16 protein-coding genes are annotated in these 20,592 nt (G+C 62.5%); 11 read left to right on the top strand and 5 right to left on the bottom strand.

What is annotated here, in order from left to right:
- Positions 1-4: 4 nt before the first annotated feature.
- Positions 5-1,423, top strand: coding sequence for a DNA polymerase Y family protein (locus N5D53_RS01375; RefSeq protein WP_190869272.1), 1,419 nt, complete (start codon positions 5-7; stop codon positions 1,421-1,423).
- Positions 1,420-4,500 carry an error-prone DNA polymerase gene (locus N5D53_RS01370; protein ID WP_190869271.1) on the top strand — a complete coding sequence of 1,027 codons (3,081 nt, stop codon included), beginning with the start codon at positions 1,420-1,422 and terminating at the stop codon, positions 4,498-4,500. Before N5D53_RS01375 ends, N5D53_RS01370 begins: the two co-directional genes overlap by 4 nt.
- 512 nt (positions 4,501-5,012) lie before the next feature.
- On the opposite strand, the gene N5D53_RS01365 is transcribed toward N5D53_RS01370, so the two are convergent.
- Positions 5,013-5,834, bottom strand: coding sequence for an aldo/keto reductase (locus N5D53_RS01365; protein ID WP_190869270.1), 822 nt, complete (start codon positions 5,832-5,834; stop codon positions 5,013-5,015).
- Positions 5,822-6,727: a LysR family transcriptional regulator gene (locus N5D53_RS01360; RefSeq protein WP_129931692.1), complete on the bottom strand. Its 906-nt coding sequence runs from the start codon at positions 6,725-6,727 to the stop codon at positions 5,822-5,824. Before N5D53_RS01360 ends, N5D53_RS01365 begins: the two co-directional genes overlap by 13 nt.
- Positions 6,728-6,867: 140 nt before the next feature.
- Here N5D53_RS01360 and N5D53_RS01355 point away from each other — a divergent pair, with 140 nt between their 5' ends.
- From N5D53_RS01355 to N5D53_RS01320, 8 genes are all read left to right on the top strand, one after another.
- The gene (locus N5D53_RS01355; RefSeq protein ID WP_004374230.1) at positions 6,868-7,566 is read left to right on the top strand and encodes a CoA transferase subunit A; all 699 of its coding nucleotides are present in this window, start codon (positions 6,868-6,870) and stop codon (positions 7,564-7,566) included.
- A 35-nt stretch (positions 7,567-7,601) separates the two neighbouring features.
- Positions 7,602-8,258 carry a CoA transferase subunit B gene (locus tag N5D53_RS01350; RefSeq protein ID WP_010954014.1) on the top strand — a complete coding sequence of 219 codons (657 nt, stop codon included), beginning with the start codon at positions 7,602-7,604 and terminating at the stop codon, positions 8,256-8,258.
- A gap of 196 nt (positions 8,259-8,454) precedes the next feature.
- Positions 8,455-8,997: an XRE family transcriptional regulator gene (locus N5D53_RS01345; protein ID WP_104961751.1), complete on the top strand. Its 543-nt coding sequence runs from the start codon at positions 8,455-8,457 to the stop codon at positions 8,995-8,997.
- A 248-nt stretch (positions 8,998-9,245) separates the two neighbouring features.
- Positions 9,246-9,422, top strand: a complete 177-nt coding sequence (locus N5D53_RS01340) for a hypothetical protein (RefSeq protein WP_004374238.1) — start codon at positions 9,246-9,248, stop codon at positions 9,420-9,422.
- A 264-nt stretch (positions 9,423-9,686) separates the two neighbouring features.
- Positions 9,687-10,244 carry a polysaccharide biosynthesis/export family protein gene (locus N5D53_RS01335; RefSeq protein WP_014591044.1) on the top strand — a complete coding sequence of 186 codons (558 nt, stop codon included), beginning with the start codon at positions 9,687-9,689 and terminating at the stop codon, positions 10,242-10,244.
- Between the two features lie 24 nt (positions 10,245-10,268).
- Positions 10,269-11,384 (top strand): hypothetical protein, encoded by a 1,116-nt coding sequence (locus N5D53_RS01330; protein WP_019438668.1) that lies wholly within the window; start codon positions 10,269-10,271, stop codon positions 11,382-11,384.
- A 19-nt stretch (positions 11,385-11,403) separates the two neighbouring features.
- Positions 11,404-12,966: a Wzz/FepE/Etk N-terminal domain-containing protein gene (locus N5D53_RS01325; RefSeq protein ID WP_121161664.1), complete on the top strand. Its 1,563-nt coding sequence runs from the start codon at positions 11,404-11,406 to the stop codon at positions 12,964-12,966.
- 11 nt (positions 12,967-12,977) lie between these two features.
- Positions 12,978-13,784 carry a CpsD/CapB family tyrosine-protein kinase gene (locus N5D53_RS01320; RefSeq protein WP_190869269.1) on the top strand — a complete coding sequence of 269 codons (807 nt, stop codon included), beginning with the start codon at positions 12,978-12,980 and terminating at the stop codon, positions 13,782-13,784.
- A 62-nt stretch (positions 13,785-13,846) separates the two neighbouring features.
- Here N5D53_RS01320 and galE read toward each other — a convergent pair whose 3' ends face one another.
- The 3 genes from galE to N5D53_RS01305 form a co-directional block, all read right to left on the bottom strand.
- Entirely contained in the window at positions 13,847-14,812 is a 966-nt protein-coding gene (galE, locus tag N5D53_RS01315) for a UDP-glucose 4-epimerase GalE (RefSeq protein ID WP_279839318.1), read from the bottom strand.
- 105 nt (positions 14,813-14,917) lie between these two features.
- Positions 14,918-17,518 (bottom strand): cellulase family glycosylhydrolase, encoded by a 2,601-nt coding sequence (locus N5D53_RS01310; RefSeq protein ID WP_279839316.1) that lies wholly within the window; start codon positions 17,516-17,518, stop codon positions 14,918-14,920.
- 5 nt (positions 17,519-17,523) lie between these two features.
- The gene (locus tag N5D53_RS01305) at positions 17,524-19,050 is read right to left on the bottom strand and encodes an O-antigen ligase family protein (RefSeq protein WP_104961747.1); all 1,527 of its coding nucleotides are present in this window, start codon (positions 19,048-19,050) and stop codon (positions 17,524-17,526) included.
- Positions 19,051-19,145: 95 nt separating this feature from the next.
- Between N5D53_RS01305 and N5D53_RS01300 the strand changes: the two genes are divergently transcribed.
- A complete protein-coding gene (locus tag N5D53_RS01300) occupies positions 19,146-20,522 on the top strand; it encodes an oligosaccharide flippase family protein (RefSeq protein WP_104961746.1) in 1,377 nt (458 codons plus the stop codon).
- The last annotated feature ends 70 nt before the right edge of the window (positions 20,523-20,592 follow it).

Genomic DNA, 20,592 nt, shown 5'->3' with positions numbered 1-20,592 from the left:
CACCATGCTCTGGGCCTGCATCCTGCTCCCGCAGCTTGCGCTGGACACCGTCCTGCGTGAGCGTGACGACCCTGACACGCCTTTGGTGCTGATTGGCGGGCCGACCCAGCGTCGCGTGTTGCAGGCAGTCAACCCGGCGGCCGCTGCACTGGGCCTGCGGGCCGGGCAAACCCTGACCGCAGCGCGTGCCCTGGCCGATGGCTTCACCTGTGTCGAAGCCGACCCCAAACGCATCGATCAGGTGCAACAGCTGCTGGCGGCCTGGGCCTACCGCTTCAGTGCCCAGGTCAGCCTGCATTACCCCCGGGCGCTGCTGCTGGAAGTGGGCTCCAGCCTGCAACTGTTTGGGCCCTGGCCTTTGTTCGAGGCGCGTCTGCGTCAGGAATTGGCAGAACTCGGCCTGCGCCAACGCATTGTCCTGGCCAGCAACCCGGTGGCTGCTCGCATGCTCGCCAATGGCCACGATGGCCTGGCCGTGGGCGATGTCGACGCCACCCGAGCGGCGCTGCTTGGCATGCCCATCACGCGCGTCGGCCTGCCGGCAGAGGCGGCCGAAGCGTTTGCCCGCATGGGCTTGCACCAGTTGGGCCAGGTATTGGCCTTGCCGCGCGATACCTTGGCCAGGCGCTTTGCGGCCCAGGTACAGCTACACCTCGATCAGTTGCTCGGCCTGCGCAACCTGGGGCTGGACTTCTACCAGCCGCCGGACCGTTTCGAAACCCGGCTGGAACTCAATTTCGACGTCGAGTCGCACCAGGCGCTATTGTTCCCGCTGCGGCGCATGCTCAACGACCTTGCTGCATTTCTGGCCGGGCGAGACTGTGGCGTGCAGCGCTTCTGTCTGCATCTGGAGCACGCCGAGGGGCCGGATACCCTGCTCAAGGTGGGCCTGCTGGCGGCCGAACGCGATGCTGCGATGCTGTTCGAGCTGGCCCGTGCGCGCCTTGAGCCGCTGCGCATACCCGCACCGGTGCGCAACCTGCGGCTGGTTGCCGAAGACTTGCCACCCTTCGTGCCACAGCATCAGGCGTTGTTCGACCCGCGGGCGCAACAGGCGCAACCCTGGGCGCAATTGCGCGAGCGGTTGCGCGCCCGCCTGGGGGATGAGGCCGTCAAGGGGCTTGGCGCAGCCGCCGATCACCGCCCCGAATGCGCCTGGCAGTTGGCGGAGCAGGGGGCCCAAGGCAACATGCCCGTTGCACCGGGCAGCCGCCCAGGGTGGCTGTTGTCGGCACCGATCGCGCTGGATGACGCCGCCTACCAGGTGCAGGGCTATGCCGAACGCATCGAATCAGGTTGGTGGGATGGCGGCGATGTGCGTCGCGACTACTACCGCATCGAAACCCGTGACGGCCTGCGCGGCTGGGCCTACCGCGACCTGAGCCAGGCCGGCCCGCTTTGGTTGCAGGGTTGGTTCGCATGAACACCCCGGGCTATGCCGAGCTGCATTGCCTTTCCAACTTCAGCTTCCAGCGCGGTGCATCGAGCGCCGACGAGCTGTTCCGGCGTGCGCGCGAGCAGGGCTACCAGGCCTTGGCAATCACTGACGAATGTACGTTGGCCGGTATCGTGCGCGCCTGGCAGGCAGCCAAGGTGCACCAGTTGCGGCTGATCGTTGGCAGCGAGGTGCAATTGTGCGACGGGCCCAAGCTGGTGCTGCTGGTCGAAAACCTGACGGGTTACCAGAACCTGTGCGCCCTGATCACCCGTGCCCGGCGGCGGGCAGAGAAGGGTGCGTACCAGCTGTTTCGTGATGACTTGCTGCTGCACCACCAAGGCCTGCTGGCCTTGTGGGTGGCCGCTGACAGTGGTGATACCGCTACCGGCGCGTGGCTGCGCAGTGTGTTCGCAGAGCGCCTGTGGCTGGCCGTGCACCTGCATCGGGGCAGTGACGATGCCGTGCGCCTGCAACGGCTGCGGGCACTGGCGGCTGATGTAGGCATTCGCACCGTGGCCTGTGGCGACGTGCACATGCACGTGCGTGGTCGCCGTGCCTTGCAGGACTGCATGACGGCCATCCGCCAGCATTGCCAGGTGAGCGAGGCCGGGCGCTTTCTGTTTGCCAATGGCGAACGGCACCTGCGCAGCCAGGCGCAACTGGCCGAGCTGTATCCGCTTGACCTGCTGGCCGAGACCCTGGTCATTGCCCGGCGCTGCCAGTTTGACCTGAGCGAACTGAACTACCAGTACCCACGCGAACTGGTGCCCGAGGGGCATACCCCGGCAAGCTGGCTGCGCGAATTGTGCGAGCAAGGCATGCCGCTGCGCTGGCCAGACGGGCCGAGTGGCAAGGTGCGGGATGTGCTTGCCAAGGAACTGGGGCTGATCGAAGAGCTGGGCTACGAAAGCTACTTCCTGACGGTGCACGACATTGTCGCCTTCGCCCGCAGCCAGCGCATTCTATGCCAGGGCCGGGGGTCGGCAGCCAACTCGGTGGTGTGCTTCGTGCTAGGCATCACCGAGCTTGACCCCATGAAACACCACCTGCTGTTCGAGCGCTTCCTGTCGCGCGAGCGCAACGAGCCGCCGGACATCGACGTGGACTTCGAGCACGACCGGCGCGAGGAGGTGATCCAGTATGTGTTCCGTCGCTATGGCCGGCACCGGGCGGCGCTCACTGCGGTAGTCAACACCTACCATGCCGCCGGTGCGGTGCGGGATGTGGCGCGGGTGCTGGGGCTACCTGCCGATCAGGTGGATGCCCTGGCCAAATGTTGTGGCCGCTGGAGCGATCGCATACCCGATGACCAGCGCCTGGCCGAAGCCGGTTTCGAAGCGGGCAGCCCTTCGCTGCGGCGGGTGCTGGTGCTGGCCGGCGAACTGATCGGCTTCCCTCGGCACCTGTCACAGCACCCGGGCGGTTTTGTCATCTCCCAGCAACCGCTCGACCAGCTGGTGCCGGTGGAGAATGCCGCGATGCCGGAGCGCACGGTGATCCAGTGGGACAAGGACGACCTGGACATGGTCGGCCTGCTCAAGGTCGACGTGCTGGCGTTGGGCATGCTCAGCGCCTTGCGTCGCTGCTTCGACCTGCTGCAGCACCATCGTGGCCGGCACCTGACCCTGGCGACCATCCCCAGCGAAGACCCGGCCACCTACGCCATGATCAGCCGCGCCGAGACCATGGGTGTGTTCCAGATCGAGTCGCGCGCGCAGATGGCCATGTTGCCGCGGCTGCGGCCCCAAAAGTTCTACGACCTGGTCATTGAGGTAGCCATTGTCCGCCCCGGGCCGATCCAGGGCGACATGGTCCACCCGTACCTGCGCCGGCGCCTGAAGCAGGAGCCGGTGACGTATCCGTCGCCGCAACTGAAGGAAGTGTTCGAACGTACCTTGGGCGTGCCGCTGTTCCAGGAGCAGGTGATGGAGCTGGCGATGGTCGCGGCCGACTATACCCCGGGCGAGGCCGACCAGTTGCGCCGCAGCATGGCAGCCTGGAAGCGCCACGGCGGCCTGGAACCGCACCGCGAACGGCTGGTGCAGGGCATGCTGCGCAATGGTTACACGCTGGCGTTTGCCGAGCGCATCTTCGAGCAGATCAAGGGGTTTGGCAGCTATGGCTTCCCTGAGTCGCATGCGGCCAGCTTTGCCTTGCTGTGCTATGCCAGCAGTTGGCTGAAGTGCCATGAGCCGGCGATTTTCACCTGTGCGTTGGTCAACAGTTGGCCGATGGGCTTCTACAGCCCTGATCAGCTGCTGCAAGAGGCTCGCCGCCAAGGTATCGAGGTACGGCCGGTTGATGTCTGCCACAGCGACTGGGACTGCACCCTGGAGCCTGATGCTGAAGGCACCCTGGCTATTCGCATGGGCCTGCGACTGGTGCGTGGCCTGGCCGAAGCCGATGCCAGGCGCGTGCAGCAGGCGAGGGCGCAGCGGCCGTGGCGCAACGTCGAAGACCTGTGCCTGCGCGCCGGCCTGGACGCACGGGCCCGTGCCCGCCTGGCTGATGGCGGTGCGCTGCGCGCCTTGGCCAGTGATCGGCATCAGGCGCGCTGGCAGGTGGCGGCGGTGCAGCCGCAGCTGCCGTTGTTCGCCGATGTGCAGGCCTTGCCTGAAGAACCGGTGCAATTGCCCGTGCCAACCGTGGGCGAGGACCTGATGGCCGATTATCAAACCCTCGGCACTACGCTTGGCCCACATCCGTTGACCCTGTTGCGCGCTCGCCTGAGGGCGCTGGGGTGTCGCAGCTCCAGTGAATTGCAGGGTGTGGAGCATGGCGACAACATTGCCGTGGCCGGGCTGGTGGTGGGCCGGCAACGGCCTCAAACCGCCAGCGGTGTGACCTTCGTTACTCTGGAAGACGAACATGGCATGGTCAACGTGGTGGTGTGGCGTGCGCTGGCCGAACGGCAGCGGCGGGCGCTGGTGGGTTCGCAGTTGCTCAAGGTCAGTGGGCGGTTGGAGCAGGAGAATGGGGTGCGGCACCTGATTGCGCGGCGGTTGGAGGATGTGAGTCCGCTGTTGCAAGGGCTGGATGTGCGCAGTCGGGATTTCCACTGAAACCCCAACGCTCGGTACTTGCACGGTTTCCTGTGCGGGCGAGCCCGCGAAGCAGCCACCGCGTTGCATGGCACCGGCCTTGCCGGTGTTCGCGGGCATGCCCGCTCCCACAAAGTCGCGTCCTGGGCCAGATTGCGCTTGGCGAACGGCAGCGGCGGGTGGCGCAGTTGCTCAACGCTTGCTCAACGCTCGGTACTTGCGCGGTTCCTTGTGGGAGCGGGCGAGCCCGCGAAGCAGCCACTGCGTTGCATGGCACCGGCCTTGCCGGTGTTCGCGGGCATGCCCCACAAAGGTCGCGTCCTGGGCCAGATTGCGCTTGGCGAACGGCAGCCGCGGGCGGTGGTGACGCAGTTGCTCAAGGCGTGCTCAACGCTCGGTACTTGCGCGGCTACCTGTGGGAGCGGGCGAGCCCGCGAAGCAGCCACCGCGTTGCAGGGCACCGGTCTTGCCGGTGTTCGCGGGCATGCAGGCTCCCACAGAGGTCGCCTGCTGGTCCAGCTTGCGCTCGCCGGTTACACCATCGCCAACCGCTGCTTGCGCGTCGGTGCAGGGAACGCCCGGTCGATCGCCCGCAGGTCTTCACCGGTCAAGGTCAGCGCTCCCGCCGCCGCATTGAGCCGCACGTGCTCGGGCGCCACCGCCTTGGGGATGGCGATCACGCCGTCATCGCGGGTCACCCAGGCCAGGCAGACCTGGGCCGGTGTGGCGCCATGGCGCTCGGCGATTTCCGCCAGTACCGGGTGCTGCAACAAGCGCCCGGCCTGAGCCAGCGGGCAGTAGGCCATGGTCGGCAAGCCACGTTTTTCGCACCACGGTAGCAAGTCGAATTCGATGCCACGCTGGGCCGGGTTATACAACACCTGGTTGGTGGCACAATCAGGGTTGTGCAGTTCGCGCAGGTCGTCGACGTCGAAGTTGGACACGCCCCAACGCTTGATCTTGCCTTGCTCGCGCAAGCGCTCGAAGCCTTCGACGGCTTCCTCCAGCGGGTGCTGACCACGCCAGTGCAGCAGGTACAGGTCGATGCAATCGGTGCCCAGCCGGGTGAGGCTGCGTTCGCAGGCAGCCGCCATGCCGCGCAGGCTGGCATTGTGCGGGTAGACCTTGCTGACCAGAAATACCCGGTCGCGGCGCCCGGCAATGGCTTGGCCAACGACCTCTTCTGCCCCCCCTTCGGCATACATCTCGGCGGTGTCGATCAGGTTCAGGCCCAGCTCGATGCCCTGTTGCAGCGCCGCGACTTCGGCAGCCTTGCGACCTGGGTCTTCGCCCATGTACCAGGTGCCTTGGCCGATGGCTGGAACGCTCGTGCCTGCCAGACTTACATAACGCATGTCACCTCCGGGATCCGGGTATTGGAAAGAAGCACCTCAAGCAATGCTTGCGCTGCAGTGGAAAGCTTGTGCTCGCTGAGGGCAATCACGCCGATGCGCCGCTCGACTGTGGGCTCGACCAAGGTTACGCAGCGGGCACCCAGCTCCTGCATCTGGTTGATGCACAGCGCCGGCACGGCACTGACCCCCAGGCCGCTGGCCACCATGCGGCCGATGGTCGTCAGCTGGTGGCTTTCGAACGCGACTGCCAGCTTGCCGTGGCGGGCCGCCACATTCTGCTCCATCAGCAGGCGCACCGCCGAAGGGCGCTGCAGGGCCACGAAATCTTCGGCCATCAGCTGTGCCCAGCTGACCTGGGGCAGCAGCGCCAAGGGCGAGTCGGCGGCCACTACGGCAACGAAGCGGTCCATGTACAACGGGTGGAAGTCCAGCCCATCGATGTTATCCGGCTCGAAACCGATGCCCAGTTCGACGCGGCGATGGCGTACCAGTTCCTGTACCTGTTCGTTGATCACGTCGTGCACCGTGACGTTGACCTTGGGGTAGCGCTGGCGAAACACCTTGAGCGAGTGGGGCAACAGGTTGCCGGCAAAAGCCGGCATGGCTGCCACCGACACACGGCCCAATTGCAGGGTAAAGCGCTGGCGCAGCATCTCTTCGGTGTCGTCCCAGTCGGCCAGCAGGCGGCGTGCCAGTGGCAGCAGCACTTCGCCTTCGGCAGTCAGGCTGACGCTGCGCGTGGTGCGGCTGAGCAGGGCGCCGCCGAGGTTTTCTTCCAGCGCCTTGATGGTCAGGCTCAGTGCCGGTTGCGAAACGTGCAGGTGTTCACCGGCCTGGGCGAAGCTCTGGTACTTGGCCACGGCGACAAAGGCGCGCAGTTGTTTGACGTTCATGTCGGGCCTATCGTTTGTTTTGTAAAAATTATCAATCGATGACGAAAACAAAATTAACAAATCAGTCGCTTGCGGTGAAGATGTCTGCACACGCTCACCGACAGCCTCGTCGGTTAAACAACTACAAAAGGCGGATCAGCATGGCCGGACTGGACAAGCGCGTTGCAACCTATGAACAGGCCCTCGAAGGCCTGACCGACAACATGACGGTACTGGCCGGTGGTTTCGGCCTGTGCGGCATCCCGGAAAACCTTATCAGCGAAATCAAGCGGCGCGGCGTCAAGGGCCTGACCGTGGTTTCCAACAACTGCGGCGTGGACGGTTTTGGTCTGGGCGTGCTGCTGGAAGACCGGCAGATTCGCAAGATGATCGCCTCCTACGTGGGCGAAAACGCCGAGTTCGAACGCCAGTTGCTCAGTGGCGAGCTGGAAGTGGAGCTGACCCCACAGGGCACCCTCGCCGAAAAAATGCGCGCAGGTGGTGCCGGCATTCCGGCGTTCTACACCGCCACCGGCTATGGCACCCCGGTTGCAGATGGCAAGGAAGTCCGCGAGTTCAAGGGCCGCAAGTACATCCTGGAAGAATCCATCACCGGTGACTTCGCCATCGTCAAGGGCTGGAAGGCCGACCACTACGGCAACGTGGTGTACCGCAACACTGCGCAAAACTTCAACCCGCTGGCGGCCACCGCCGGCAAGATCACCGTGGTCGAAGTGGAAGAAATCGTCGAGCCCGGCGTGCTGCTGCCAAGCGAAATCCACACCCCGGGCATCTACGTGGACCGTGTCATCGTCGGCACCTTCGAAAAGCGTATCGAAAAGCGCACCGTCAAGGCCTGAGCGCCATCCACCCGAACAATAAAGAGATCCTGACCATGGCACTGACCCGCGAACAGATGGCGCAACGCGTTGCCCGTGAACTGAAGGACGGTTACTACGTCAATCTGGGCATCGGCATCCCCACCTTGGTGGCCAACTATGTACCCGCCGACATGGATGTGATGCTGCAATCGGAAAACGGCCTGCTCGGCATGGGCGAATTCCCCACCGAAAGCACCCTCGATGCCGACATGATCAACGCCGGCAAGCAAACTGTCACCGCCCGCCGCGGCGCCTCGATTTTCGATTCGGCACAATCGTTCGCCATGATCCGTGGCGGCCACGTCGACCTGACCGTACTGGGGGCTTTCGAGGTGGACGTGCAGGGCAACATCGCCTCGTGGATGATTCCGGGCAAGCTGGTCAAGGGCATGGGCGGGGCCATGGACCTGGTGGCCGGCGCCGACAACATCATCGTCACCATGACCCACGCCTCCAAGGACGGCGAGTCCAAGTTGCTGCCAAAGTGCAGCCTGCCGCTGACCGGTGCGGGCTGCATCCGCAAGGTGCTGACCGACCTGGCCTACCTGGAAATCGAAGACGGCGCCTTCATCCTGCGCGAGACCGCACCCGGGGTCAGCGTCGAGGAAATCATCGAGAAAACCGCTGGCAAGCTGATCGTGCCGGATGATGTGAAGGAAATGACATTCTGATTGCCCGCTACAGACTGCCCCTTGTAGGCACAGCTTTGTGCTGCGAAGGGGCCTGTTAGGGGTGGCCAACTCGCCACCCCTATAGCGCGAAGCTTTGCCTTACCGCCAGTGATGCCTTGATTCAAGGCCTCTGCAGGCTTGGCGTCAGCTTTCAGACGCGTATCATGGCTGCCTCAGCCTGGGAAACCCGCGTCACATGTCTATCCGATTGAAACTGCTGCGTAAGAAACTGGGGATGACCCTGGAAATGCTGGCCGAAAAGACTGGCATGACCAAAAGCTACCTGTCCAAGGTCGAGCGCGGCCTCAACACGCCCTCGATCGCTGCGGCGCTGAAACTGGCGAGGGCGCTGAACGTCAATGTCGAAGAGCTGTTCGCCGAAGAGCAGGCCGGGCAGAGCCGCTACAGCCTGGTGCGCCGTACCGAGCGCCAGGCCCTGGTTGGCGATGGGCAAGGGCCGGGGTACGCGGCCCTCACCAGTCAGGTCGGCCAGCGCAGCCTGCTGCCGTTTCTGATTCAGCCGCCGTCCGAGTTCAGCGACCCCACGTTCAAGGAACACCAGGGCGAAGAGTTCCTGTTTGTTCACGCAGGCCAGGTGGAAGTGGATTTCATGAGTGAGCGGGTGTTGCTGGAGCAGGGCGACGCCCTGCATTTCAATGCCCAGACACCGCACCGGCTGCGCTCGGTAGGTGCGACACCGGCGCAGTTACTGGTTGTGGTTCACCACGCAGACGAATGAAAGCGCAGGGGGCAATCATGCCCCCACGTGTTATCAGCTGTGAAACGCCATGTTCATCGCATCATCCCTCCCTTGCATAATCTGCATGCCGTTTTTTTGACGAATGCGCCCATCGCCCATTGAATTTTATTATGGTGTCGGATCATTGACGTAGTGTCATTGTGCCCATAAGCTCAAATCAAACATGTAACAACACCCGCAGCACCGCTCTAATAACTCATTGATTTTCCTGTTTTTAGGAGGGGAGTATGCGCACGACTCTGATAATCAAATCGATGTTCTTGCTGGTGATGCTAAGTGGTGCTGCCCGCGCGGCAGATTCGTATATAAATCAGAACAGTATCATTCCTGTTTCAACTGCTGGCTGGTTCTTTGCCTTTGCTGTGGTCGGTTTTGTTGCCGTTGCCAACCGCAGAAAGATCTGAACCGGCTGCCTTGTACCTGAAGTGACTGCTCCTTGCCGCGAAGCCACAGGCATGGCTTGTGAATTCTCCAACCGTTGCTATATTCCCAGTAGCCCGTAGGACCAACATTTACAAGGCGTTGCAGCCACGTCTGCAGCGTCAAGGCAAGGGCCTCCAGGAAGGTCGAGGCCATCGCGGCAGCAGTGCGCCGTGAAGCGGAGCGAGAGTTGGTGTGTTGTTCTCATTCAGTGCTCTTTGTCGGGCCATTTGGCCGGAGGGACCCTCATGGTGCGTTCAATGTTTGCCGCTTTCTGCATGCTGACGGTGTGGTCTGGCGCCGGTAACGCCGACCAGAGCAGTGCTGCCTACCTGCTCAGCCCCGGCGATGTGGTGATGGTATCGGTGTGGCAGGAAGACAGCCTGCGTCAAGAAGCCACCGTACTTCCCGATGGCAGTATCACCTTCCCCCTGGCCGGGCGCATCGATGTCGCCGGGCTGGACGTGACGGCAGTCGAAAAGCAGGTCGCTGCCAAACTCGAAAAATACCTCCCCGACCCTAACGTCAGCGTTGTCGTCAAAAGCATTGCCGGCAACATGGTCTATGTACAGGGTAAAGTAATCAAACCCGGGCCCGTGCAAATGGCAGGCCCCACGGCGGTATTGCAGGCGCTGAGCATGTCGGGTGGCCTGGACAAGTTTGCAGATGAAAGCGAAATCAAGGTGGTCCGCGGCACCGGTGCTTCCCAAAAGATCCTGCCCGTGCGATATAAGGACCTGGTGTCTGGGCGGGACATGTCCACCAACATCCAACTTCAGGCTGGCGATACGCTGGTCGTTCCTTGATCTTGCCTTTAATAAGAACATTTAATGCCTCTTCTTAGAACAACTCGCATTGCAACGGCAATCCTGGTCTTGCCGTTCACGGACGCGGTACTGGCGGCAAATTGGCAGTCTACGGTGGTGGTACCGACATCCGTCGAATACGACAGCAACCCATTGCTGTTGACCTCGGGGGAAAAGGGCATAACGCGCACGATCATCGCGCCGGATTACACCCTGATTGGTACTTTCGACCGTGACGAATTGAGGTTGGGGCTTGGCATGCATGTGCTGCGCTCGTCCGATACGGATATCGTCGATGACCGTGAAGACCCTGATATCAGCCTGGGTTGGCAGCGCACCACCGAGCGGGGGCGGTTCGGCCTGGTGGGGCGCTACAACGAAAGCTCGACGCTGTCGGGCACAGTACTGGATACCGGGGTGATTACTACCGACGGTACACAGAAGCTTTACACCTTGACTGGCAACTGGAGCCAGGCGGTGACCGAGCGCAGTACCTTGAGCAACGAAACCACCTACAGCCGTGCCCGTTACGACATCAGCACGCTGACGGGCTACGACGAACTGGCGAACGTCTTTACCTGGACTTACGCCTGGAGTGAGCGGGCTGACCTGTATACCCGTTTTGGTGCCCGGCGCTATGAGCCCGAAGAGGACCTTACCGCGACCGCTTCCAACAGCTACAGCCCGGCAGTCGGCATCAAATACCAGCTTGCCGAAGGCTTGAGCGCCGATGCCCATGTTGGCGTCAACCAAGTGTCAGGCGACGACGGTGGCCGGCGCGGGGAGGGTGGGGTTGCGTTGCTGTACACCGGCCCGCGTGCCGATGCCAGTCTTACCGCCGAGCGCAGCACGGTGGCGAGCGCCGAAGGTGGCTTCGCCGAACTGGACCAGGTGCGTGGTGTGTGGAGCTATGCGCTGACCGAGTTGTCCCGGGTGGGCGCCGACGCCGCGTGGCAAGACAGCAAAGGGCAGTCGCCCAACACGCTGCAGACTTACAGCGTATGGGCCAGCCGCCAGTTTTCGCCTTACTGGGACCTGCGCCTGTCGCTGATGTACAAGGAACGGCAGCAGGACCATGTACCGGATGCGACCGCTACGATCGTTGGTTTGACGTTGACGTACAGGTACCCCGACATCTGAACTTCAGGCAGGTGGCCCTATGAAGTCTGACTACGAGCTCTCCCTCAGAGATTACATCGCCATTATCAAGGACAGGGCCCTGGTGTTAGGGGTGAGTGCCGCAGTCATTCTCGCCGCGACCGTGGCCGTCGCGTTGATGGTGCCGCCGATCTACCAGTCGACCGGCACCATTCTGGTGGAGTCGCAGCAGATTTCGCCTGAGCTGGTGTCGACCAACAACACCAGTTTTGCCGATGAGCGCATCGAGGTGATCCGTCAACGGGTGATGACCCGCGACAACCTGCTGCGCATCATCGCCAAGTACGACCTCTTCCCCGACAAGCGCTTCAGCGAAAGCGACAAGATCGACCAGATGCGCAACGCGATCGTGGTCGAAACCCTGACCACCTACGTGCGCGGCCGTGGTGAAGCGACCGTGGCGTTCAATGTCTCGTTCGAGCACAAGCAGGCACAAGTGGCCAAGGAAGTCGCCGATGAACTGGTGACGCTGTTCCTCAACGAAAACCTCAAGCAGCGCACCGAGCGGGCCAACGAAACCACCGAATTCCTAACCCAGGAAGCCAACAAGCTGGGTGCCGAGCTGGCCAGCCTGGAAAACCAGCTGGCCGATTTCAAGCAGGCCCACGCCAATGCCTTGCCCGAGCACCAGACCCTGCGCATGAACATGCTGTCGCGGGCGGAGCTGGAATTCCGTGAGGTCGACCGTGACTACAAGGCTGCCCAGGAAGAGCTGCGCTACCTGGAACTGGAGCTGTCTGCGGCCAATGCCGGCCTTGCCACCAAGGTTGCCGAAGGCACCCGGTCAACCCGTGCCGACCTGCCCGAAGACCTGCCAAGCCTGAAAGCCGAATACGCGCAGCTGCTGACCCGCTACAAGGACGCCCACCCGGATGTCGTGGCGGTCAAGCGCAAGATCCAGGCGCTCGAAGCCAGTGGGGGGCGCACTGCGGCAGTGTCCACGGTCAGCCTCGACGCGGCCCGTGTCCGCGCCAAGATGAGCGCCGCCCAGGTGCGTATTGCCTCGCTGGCAGAGCAAAAGCGTGAGCTGACCCGGAAAATGGAAGGCTACGAAGCCGAGATCCTCGAGGCGCCGCAGGTCGAGCGTGGCCTGGTGACCTTGATGCGTGACCACGACAACGCGCGCAAGAAATACGAAGAGATTCGTGCCAAGGAAATGGGCGCAAAGATTACCGAAAGCCTGGAGCAGGAGAACAAGGCTGAACGCTTTGTGCTGCTGGAGCCTCCCCTGTTGCCTGAGAAGCCGATCAAGCCTAACCGCAAGAAAATCGCTGCGCTGGGCCTGGTGCTGGCACCGGCCGGTGGCGGTGCGCTGGTGATGCTGCTGGAAATGCTCAATCAGCGCGTGCGTGGCGTGGGCGCCCTGGAAAGTCTGCTGGGCAAACGAGTGCTGGTGGCACTGCCCTATATCGATACCCGGGCCGACGTGGCCCGACGCAAGCGCTGGCGCAATCGACTGATCCTGGCGGCACTGGCGCTGGCAGCTATCATGATAGGGCTGGTGCACGTGTTCTACATGCCACTGGATGTGCTGTTGTACAAAGTCATGTCTCGGTTTGTATAGGGAAAGCAGTGATGGACAGGATCAAGCCGGCTGTTGGCAACAATATTCATCAGGTCACCCCAGGTACTCCCCAGGCACTGTCTCCCGCCCCCGGTACGGCGCTGGCCGAAGTGCCGGGTCAGTTCGATTACGTGAACACCAAGGTGGTACCGCTGCGTGCAGACCACCTGGAGCGTAACCGCATCGTGGCGTACAACAAGAACTCCAACATGAACGGGCCGATCGACCTTTTGCGTACGCAGGTGCTCAGGGCCATGGACGAGAACGGCTGGCGTACCTTGGCCATCACCTCGCCAACGCCAGAAGCGGGCAAGACCATGCTGGCGATCAACCTGGCCATGAGTATTGCCCACCACACCACCAAAACTGCGTTACTGGTGGACTTCGACCTGCGCCGGCCCAAGGTCGGCAGTTACCTGGGCCTGCCCATGGAGCAGGCACTGAACGAGTTTCTGACGGACAAGGCCGAGTTGCAGGACTGCCTGGTCAACCCCACCTTGCCGCGCTTCGTGGTGCTGCCAACGCGGGTACCCGTGCCCCTGTCGACCGAGATGCTGTCCTCGCCCAAGGTGAACAACCTGATTGGCGATTTGCGCAACCGCTACGAATCGCGCATCTGCATTTTCGATTTGCCACCGCTGCTCAGCTCGGACGATGCGATCACCGTGTTGCCCAAGTTCGACTGCGTGTTGCTGGTGGTGGCCAACGGAATGAACAACAAGAAGGAAATCGAGGATTGCCTGCATCACCTGGCCACGGTGAACCTGATCGGGACAGTGTTGAACAAGGCTGACGAACAGCCACGCACCTATTACTGAGCCCCCTGGCCATACGCCTGTAGGCGCAGCCTTGTGCTGCGCCTGAAGGCTAAGAGGCCAACTTAGCGCCTCCAGGGATACTGCAACTCCCACTGCCACGCATGCCGCACAATCTGCTCAAGCGAAGCGAATGCCGGGCGCCAGCCCAGCACCTGCATGGCTTTGCTCGAATCCGCCACCAGCCGTGGCGGGTCGCCGGCGCGGCGCGGTGCGTCAAGGGCAGTGATCTGTCGCCCGGTCACGGCCCGGGCCGTATCGATCACTTGCTGCACCGAAAAGCCCAGGCCATTGCCCAGGTTGAACGCGGCACGCTCGCCACCGTCCAGTAGATAATCCACTGCCAGTGCATGGGCCGCCGCCAGGTCTGCCACATGCACGTAGTCGCGTATGCAGGTGCCATCCGGCGTGTCGTAGTCGCGACCAAACACTGTCACCGCCTCGCGCCGGCCAGATGCAGTCTGCAGGATCAACGGGATCAGATGGGTTTCCGGCTCGTGACGCTCGCCTAGCTGGCCTTCCGGGTCAGCGCCCGCTGCATTGAAATAACGCAGGCTTACCGACTTCAAACCATAGGCCCGGTCGAAGTCCTCAAGAATCTGCTCGACCATCCATTTGCTCAACCCGTACGGGTTGATCGGCCCCTTGGTGTGCGCTTCATCGATCGGCACGTACTGCGGGTTGCCGTATACGGCGGCACTTGAAGAAAACACCAGGTGCCTGATGCCGGCATTGACCATGGCCTGCAGCAGGGAAAGGGTGGCTGCGACATTGTTCTGGTAGTACTTGCCGGGGGCACTGACCGACTCGCCCACTTGAATGAACGAGGCGAAGTGGAACACCGCATCGAAGCGGCACACGCCAAACAGCACATCCAGTGCGGCTTCGTCGGCGATGTCGAGCTTGGCCCACTGGATACCGGGGCCAGGTGAGACCAGGTCCGCCACCAGCACTTCATGGCCGGCGGCGAGCAGGTGCTTGACCATGTGCGAGCCAATGTAGCCCGCACCACCCACAACCAGATATTTCATCCCCACCTCCTGGAATCTGCTGTTTACAGACGCAGTGAACACTCCCTGACACGTGCAGGTGGGATGATCAGCTACAGGTGACCTGAGCGTAGATGGCCATATGCTCTATTTCAAGAATAGCCAGTTGGACATGTAGGTGCCGTCGAAGGTAATGGTGTATTGCCCATCCTTGTAGGCCACCGGCAGCGGCTTCAGCTGCTCCCGTGCATCGCGGGCGAACAGTTTCAGGCCGGCGGGTGCCTTGATGTCCAGGCTGCCTTCAAGGGGCTCGACATTGAACGGCGTCTTGTCATCGGCCTTGGGCATGGCACGGGTGCCCAGTGACAGCAGAAGCTCGCGCGACTGGCCCAGTGGCTTGCCGTCCAGGCTCTGGACCACGACGCTGGCGTAAGGCGTTTTCGTTTGTATCTGAATGGCACCCAGGTTGATCGGGCGGCCGCCCAGCCAGCCGCTGGCGGCCTGGGTCAGTGGCGTGTCGATGGTGTAGATGCCTTGTTGCCAGTTGCGCCTGAGTTCGCCTGTGTCGGTCACCGACTCGGTGGCATCGGCGGCCAGCAGCGCTTGCCCCGGGTCGTGCAGCACCTGCGCGTCTGCCGGGATGGGCGCGGGTTTCAGCCAAGGCAATTCCGGCGTGTGTGGCAGGGCGATCTGCAACTGGCCCTTTTCCATGGCCGTGCGCAGCAGCGGTGAGTTACGCGGGGTGATTTCCTGGTTGTAAAGGGTGGCAGGTGTCGGTGCGAACACGTAGCGAGTGGTGGCTGGTCTTACGTCCGCACGGCGATAGAGCAGGGCAGCGGCGGGCAGAGTGGCGATCATCGCCGGGTCGTTGTACGCGTGCCAGTTGTCCGCCGTGCGCCAACCCGGGTTGAACGCCTGTTGGCTGTAGGCGTATTGCAGCATGGCGTCCCAGCCTTGGTGGCTGGCGGTGCCGGCGATGTAAATTGGTAGCGAGTGACGGTCAGGCAGCGGGAAGGGCTCGGCGTTCCACTCGGTGACGGTCAGCGGTTTGCCGACGACCTGGGCGGCAGCAATCCAGTCGATCATGCCGTCGCTGGTCAGCGGGTTCTTCTCCAGTTGGCCTGTGTCGCCGTAGCTGTGGGCGTCGATGACATCACCAACGCTCAGTGCCGGCAGTGCGCTAAGCCCATTGCCGCCCCAGGTGCTGGTGGTAGCAATGGGGACTTTCACGCCCACGCTGCGCAAGTGGGCGATCATGTCGGCATTGAAGCGTTGTTCCAGCTCGTTGAGCAACAGCTTCGACGGCCCATGCTCCCAGGCACGCCAGGTCAGGTCGGCGGGCAGGTCAAACTGTTTGGCAAAGGCCTTGGCCGCCGTCATGTAGCGCGCGCTGTGGCGGGGTACATCCTTGTTCGGCATCAGGGCGTTGCCGTAATGCTGGGTCAGGTCATTCTCGTTGGTGATCAGCACGGCGGCGATGGCCGGGTCGTCCTTGTAGGCCAGGCCCGTGTACTCGTTCACATGGGTCAGGTACTGCTCGGCGAAGCGTTTCATCGCTTGCCGGATACTGTCATTCACGTAGGCGTAACCCTTCAGGTCGACGCGACCGTCCTGCTCGGGCAGCTCCTTGAAGTCTTCGATGTGGTCGTTGGCGGTAAACGCACGCTGCACATGCATGTCCAGCCAGATGTAGATGCCTTCGTCCTTGAGTGACTTGATCCACAGGTCGAGCTTGCGCAGCGATTCGGCGCTGAGCTGCTGGGTATCGCGCACCAAGGTGCCGTCGCCAAAGACGTTGGGGCTGACCCAGGGCGAGTCGTGGTGATGCAGGCGCACCAGGTTGAAACCCAGTGCCGAAAGGCGTTTGGCTTGTTGGCGGATTTCGTCGTCGGGGCTCTTGAACAGCGAGTAGGCCGACAGGTTGGTGCCCCAGAAGCGTACCGGGGTGTTGTCGGCGAACATCAACTGGTCGCCGACCGCCTTGACGAAGCCACGCTTGCCGGCGGGTTTTTCCGCTGCGTTGAGGAACGACAGGTCCACCGGCGAGGTGCGCCAGTCCAGCTGGTCATCAGGCCACTTGGCGGGGTCTGCCAGGCCGAAGCGCTCGCTGGGTGTCGGGCCGAGTTCGATGTCGCCGGTCACGTTGAGCACGGCCTTGAGCTGCTGGCGGCCGGCGCTGATCGGGTCCTTGTAGAGGAATGCACGCAGCTCGGACGGGTTGCCACGCTCGAAATAGACCTTGGCCAGTGGCGGGTCGAAGCGCATTTCGATGCGTCGCCCCTGGTCAGCCTTGCCCCACGTCCAGCCGCGGTTGTCGGGCAACAATTGCGGGGCCCCCATGCCGCCGGCGATTTGCGCCGGGTCGAACTGGAACACCAGGCCGCCACCCATGACACCGCTCTGGCGGCTGTGGGCGTCGAGGTCGAAGGCCCAGCTCAGGGTTTGCGCCTGTTCCTTACGGATGTCAGCCTGCAGGTCGAAGTCCAGTTCCTTGTTCTTGCCCCGCAGCGTGTAGTGGTAAGGGCCATTGACCTTGAAGTCGGTATAGAAACCGGTCCAGCTCCAGTTGGCAGCCCAGAAATCGAATTTGGCCTTCATGACCGGGCCACCGCCGTGTGTCACGGTAGGCAAGCCATTTTGCTCATCGACACTGACCTGCCAGTCTGAAGCCCAGCTGGCCAGCGGCAGCAGGGCCAGGCCGGCAATGGCCGAAAGGCGCACGTAATGACGCAGGGACAGCCTATTCATGAACATTACCTGGGTTGTAGGTCGGGTTCTGCCAGTTCCACGGCCGGGCTATTGTGCAGCCGGCGAACCATCTGGATGTAGGCCACGCCCAGGCCAGCGATAGACCAGTACACCACCGGGATGAAGGTGATGCTGCTGACCGTGAAGATGATGACCAGAATGCCGATCAGCGTTGCCAGCAACACCCGGCCGAGCTGTCGTCGCTCGTCGTCCTTGTCGGCAAAGCTGAGCATGGCCTTGCGGATACCCCGCAGCACGACGGCAAAGAACGCCAGGAACAGGCCTAGCCCGACCAGGCCGACCCGCAATGCCAGGTTGATGTAGGTGTTGACGATGTCGATGATGCCGTCGCCCTGGATCATCGCCTGCATTTCGGGTGTGTTGCGGAAGTCGAAGGAGCCGAACAACGGGTTGCGCTGGATGACGATCCACGAGTTGTCCATCAGCCGCTCGCGGTAGGTGATGTTCTCTTTCTCGAGGTTACCGATGAACGGCAGCAGGTCCAGCACCTTTTCGCCCCCAGGCACGACGGTTAGCAAGGGCAACGCCAGCATGCCTGCCGCACCCAGCAGCGCCAGGCGCTTGACGGCGCCTTTGCCCAGGGCGATGAACACCACCACGATGACCACCGCGCCGATCCACGGGCCACGCGACAATGGCGCGAACAGCCCGGCGGCCAGCAGCAGGGCGCCCATGGCCCTGTGCAGCGGGCGTTGCACATAGCCCTGCACGAACAGGAACAGGCCGATGGCCACGCTCATCACGTAACCCAGTGCAATCGCCTGGCCGGTGGTGACGCTTGCCCGCAGTGCACCACCCCGGCTCAGGTAGCCGGACATGCTCCATGGCACGCCCATGGCGTCGACCAGGGCGCTGTACAACAGCCAGTGGCGCACATACTCGGCCACAGCGATCAGCGCCATGACGAAGGAGGCGAGCACGAAGGCCAGCAGGGTGTCCTTGAAGTCGCTGATCTGGCGCAGGCCACGGCTGGCCACGTAATACGGCAGGAGAACGTCGACATACAGGTACAGCGCCTGGCGCAGCGTGTCGGTAAGGGTGGTTTCGCGCAAATAGAGCACGCTCATCAGCAGCAGGCCGGCCGCCAGCAGTTTATCGGCCCAGGTGCGGCCAAAGCGCAAAGTGTCACTTTGGCGGCGCAGGTGCAGCGCGGCCGGCAGCAGCACGCACAGGGTCAGCAGGCGAATATGGTTCAGGTCGACCAGGTAATTGACCACGCCAAACCCGGGCACCTGCACCGACGCTGGCGGGATCAGGAACAGCAGCATGTAGAACAGCGCCATGGGGTTGTGCTCGCGGCGCCCGGCCAGCAACAGGACGACCGCGCCCACCCCCAGGTACAGCCAGAAGCTGTGGGAGAAAAAAGCCAGCAGGGTCAGCAGGAACCACAGATTGCGCCGGCGCTTGTAGTCGCTGAGCGGAATCAGGTCGGTGGCAGGCCGCCGGGCCATCAGGAAGACCACGCTCGCCAGAAACAGGATGACGATCAACGCACGAAAATGTTCAGGCATCGGCTATGTACACCTTTCCCTTGGTGGGCAACGGCTAGCATCGTGGCTAATTGAAACTATAGTGACTTTTAGCCAATCAGTCAGAGATTGAAGTCATGCCGTCGATTGATGTGTCAGCCGCCGCGAGCCTGCGCAAGCGGGCCCTGAGGGCCGGGTCTTGGAACCTGGTCTCGCAGGTGGCTTCACAGGCGATGCGCCTGGGCGGCAATCTGATCATGGCCCGCTTGCTGCTGCCGGAAATGTTCGGGGTGATGGTCATCGCCACCACTGTTTCGATACTGCTGCATTTGCTTTCCGATGTCGGCCTGCGCCAGAACATCATCCAGAGCCACCGCGGAGACGATCCGGACTTTCTCAACACCGCCTGGACCGTGCAGATCATCCGCGGTTTCCTGCTGTTTGCCCTTACCCTGCTGCTGGCCCTGGGAGCTTGGTTGGCCCAACTGGCTGAGCTGTGGCCGGCCGACTCGACCTATGCCGCGCCCGTCCTGCCGATGGTGCTGGCGGTCACCGGCCTGTCGGCGGCCATCTGGGGTTTCCAGTCCACCAAGATAGATGTGGCGGTACGCACTTTCCAACAAAAGCGCGTGGTACTGGTCGACCTTGCCTCGCAGGTGGCCGGCCTGGTGGTGATGCTGGTGCTGGGCTTGCTGACCCATTCGATCTGGGCGCTGGTGTTATCAGGCCTGGTTTCGGCGGTCGTCTGGACCGTGCTGGGGCATACCGCCCTGGAGGGGCCCAACAACCACCTGCGCTGGGACCGTTCGGCGCTGACCGAGCTGATCGTGTTTGGCCGCTGGATCCTGTTGTCGTCGATGGTCGGCGTGCTGGCGATGTACGGCGACCGCATGTGGTTTGGTGCCAGCATGTCGGCGGCGCAACTGGGTGTGTATTCGATCGCCGTGCTGATCCTGGGTGCGGTGCAGACCGCGCTCATGAAAATTGTCGGCGCGGTGGCGCTGCCTGCTTTCAGCGAAGCGGCCCGGGCCGACGACAAGCCGCGCCTGAAAGCGCTGTATTTCCGCTTTCGGCTGCTGGTCGACCTGCTGGTGCTGTTCATTTGTGGCGGTTTCCTGACCGCCAGCCCGCTGCTGATCGGCTGGATGTATGACGATCGCTACCGCGAAGCCGGGCCGATGCTGGCGATTCTCTCGCTATCGTTCATCGTATTGCGCTATACCTTGGCTCATCAGGTGTGGATTGCCTTGGGCCTGACCAAGTACCAGGCCATGGACAACATCATCCGCCTGGTCTCGTTATGGGGGCTGTTGCCGCTGTTACTGGCGATTGGCGGGGTGGAGTGGGCTATCTGGGGGGTTGCCCTGCATGCTGTGCCAACGCTGGTGCTGGTTGTGTATGTGAACTGCAAACTGGATATCTTCAGCCTCAAACGTGAACTGGTGGTACTGCCGATGTTGCTGGTCGGGGCGCTGTGCGGGGCACTGTTGACGGCCTTTTTCAACTGGCTGTAGCGCAGTTTGCCGGGTGTAACTTTCATGGCTACAGGTCACGGGAACATGGGGAAGCTCACTTTTTGTACTG

The organism is Pseudomonas sp. GD03862 (assembly GCF_029840855.1).
Classification (GTDB): domain Bacteria; phylum Pseudomonadota; class Gammaproteobacteria; order Pseudomonadales; family Pseudomonadaceae; genus Aquipseudomonas; species Aquipseudomonas alloputida.
This window is presented reverse-complemented; position numbering and strand designations above follow the sequence as displayed.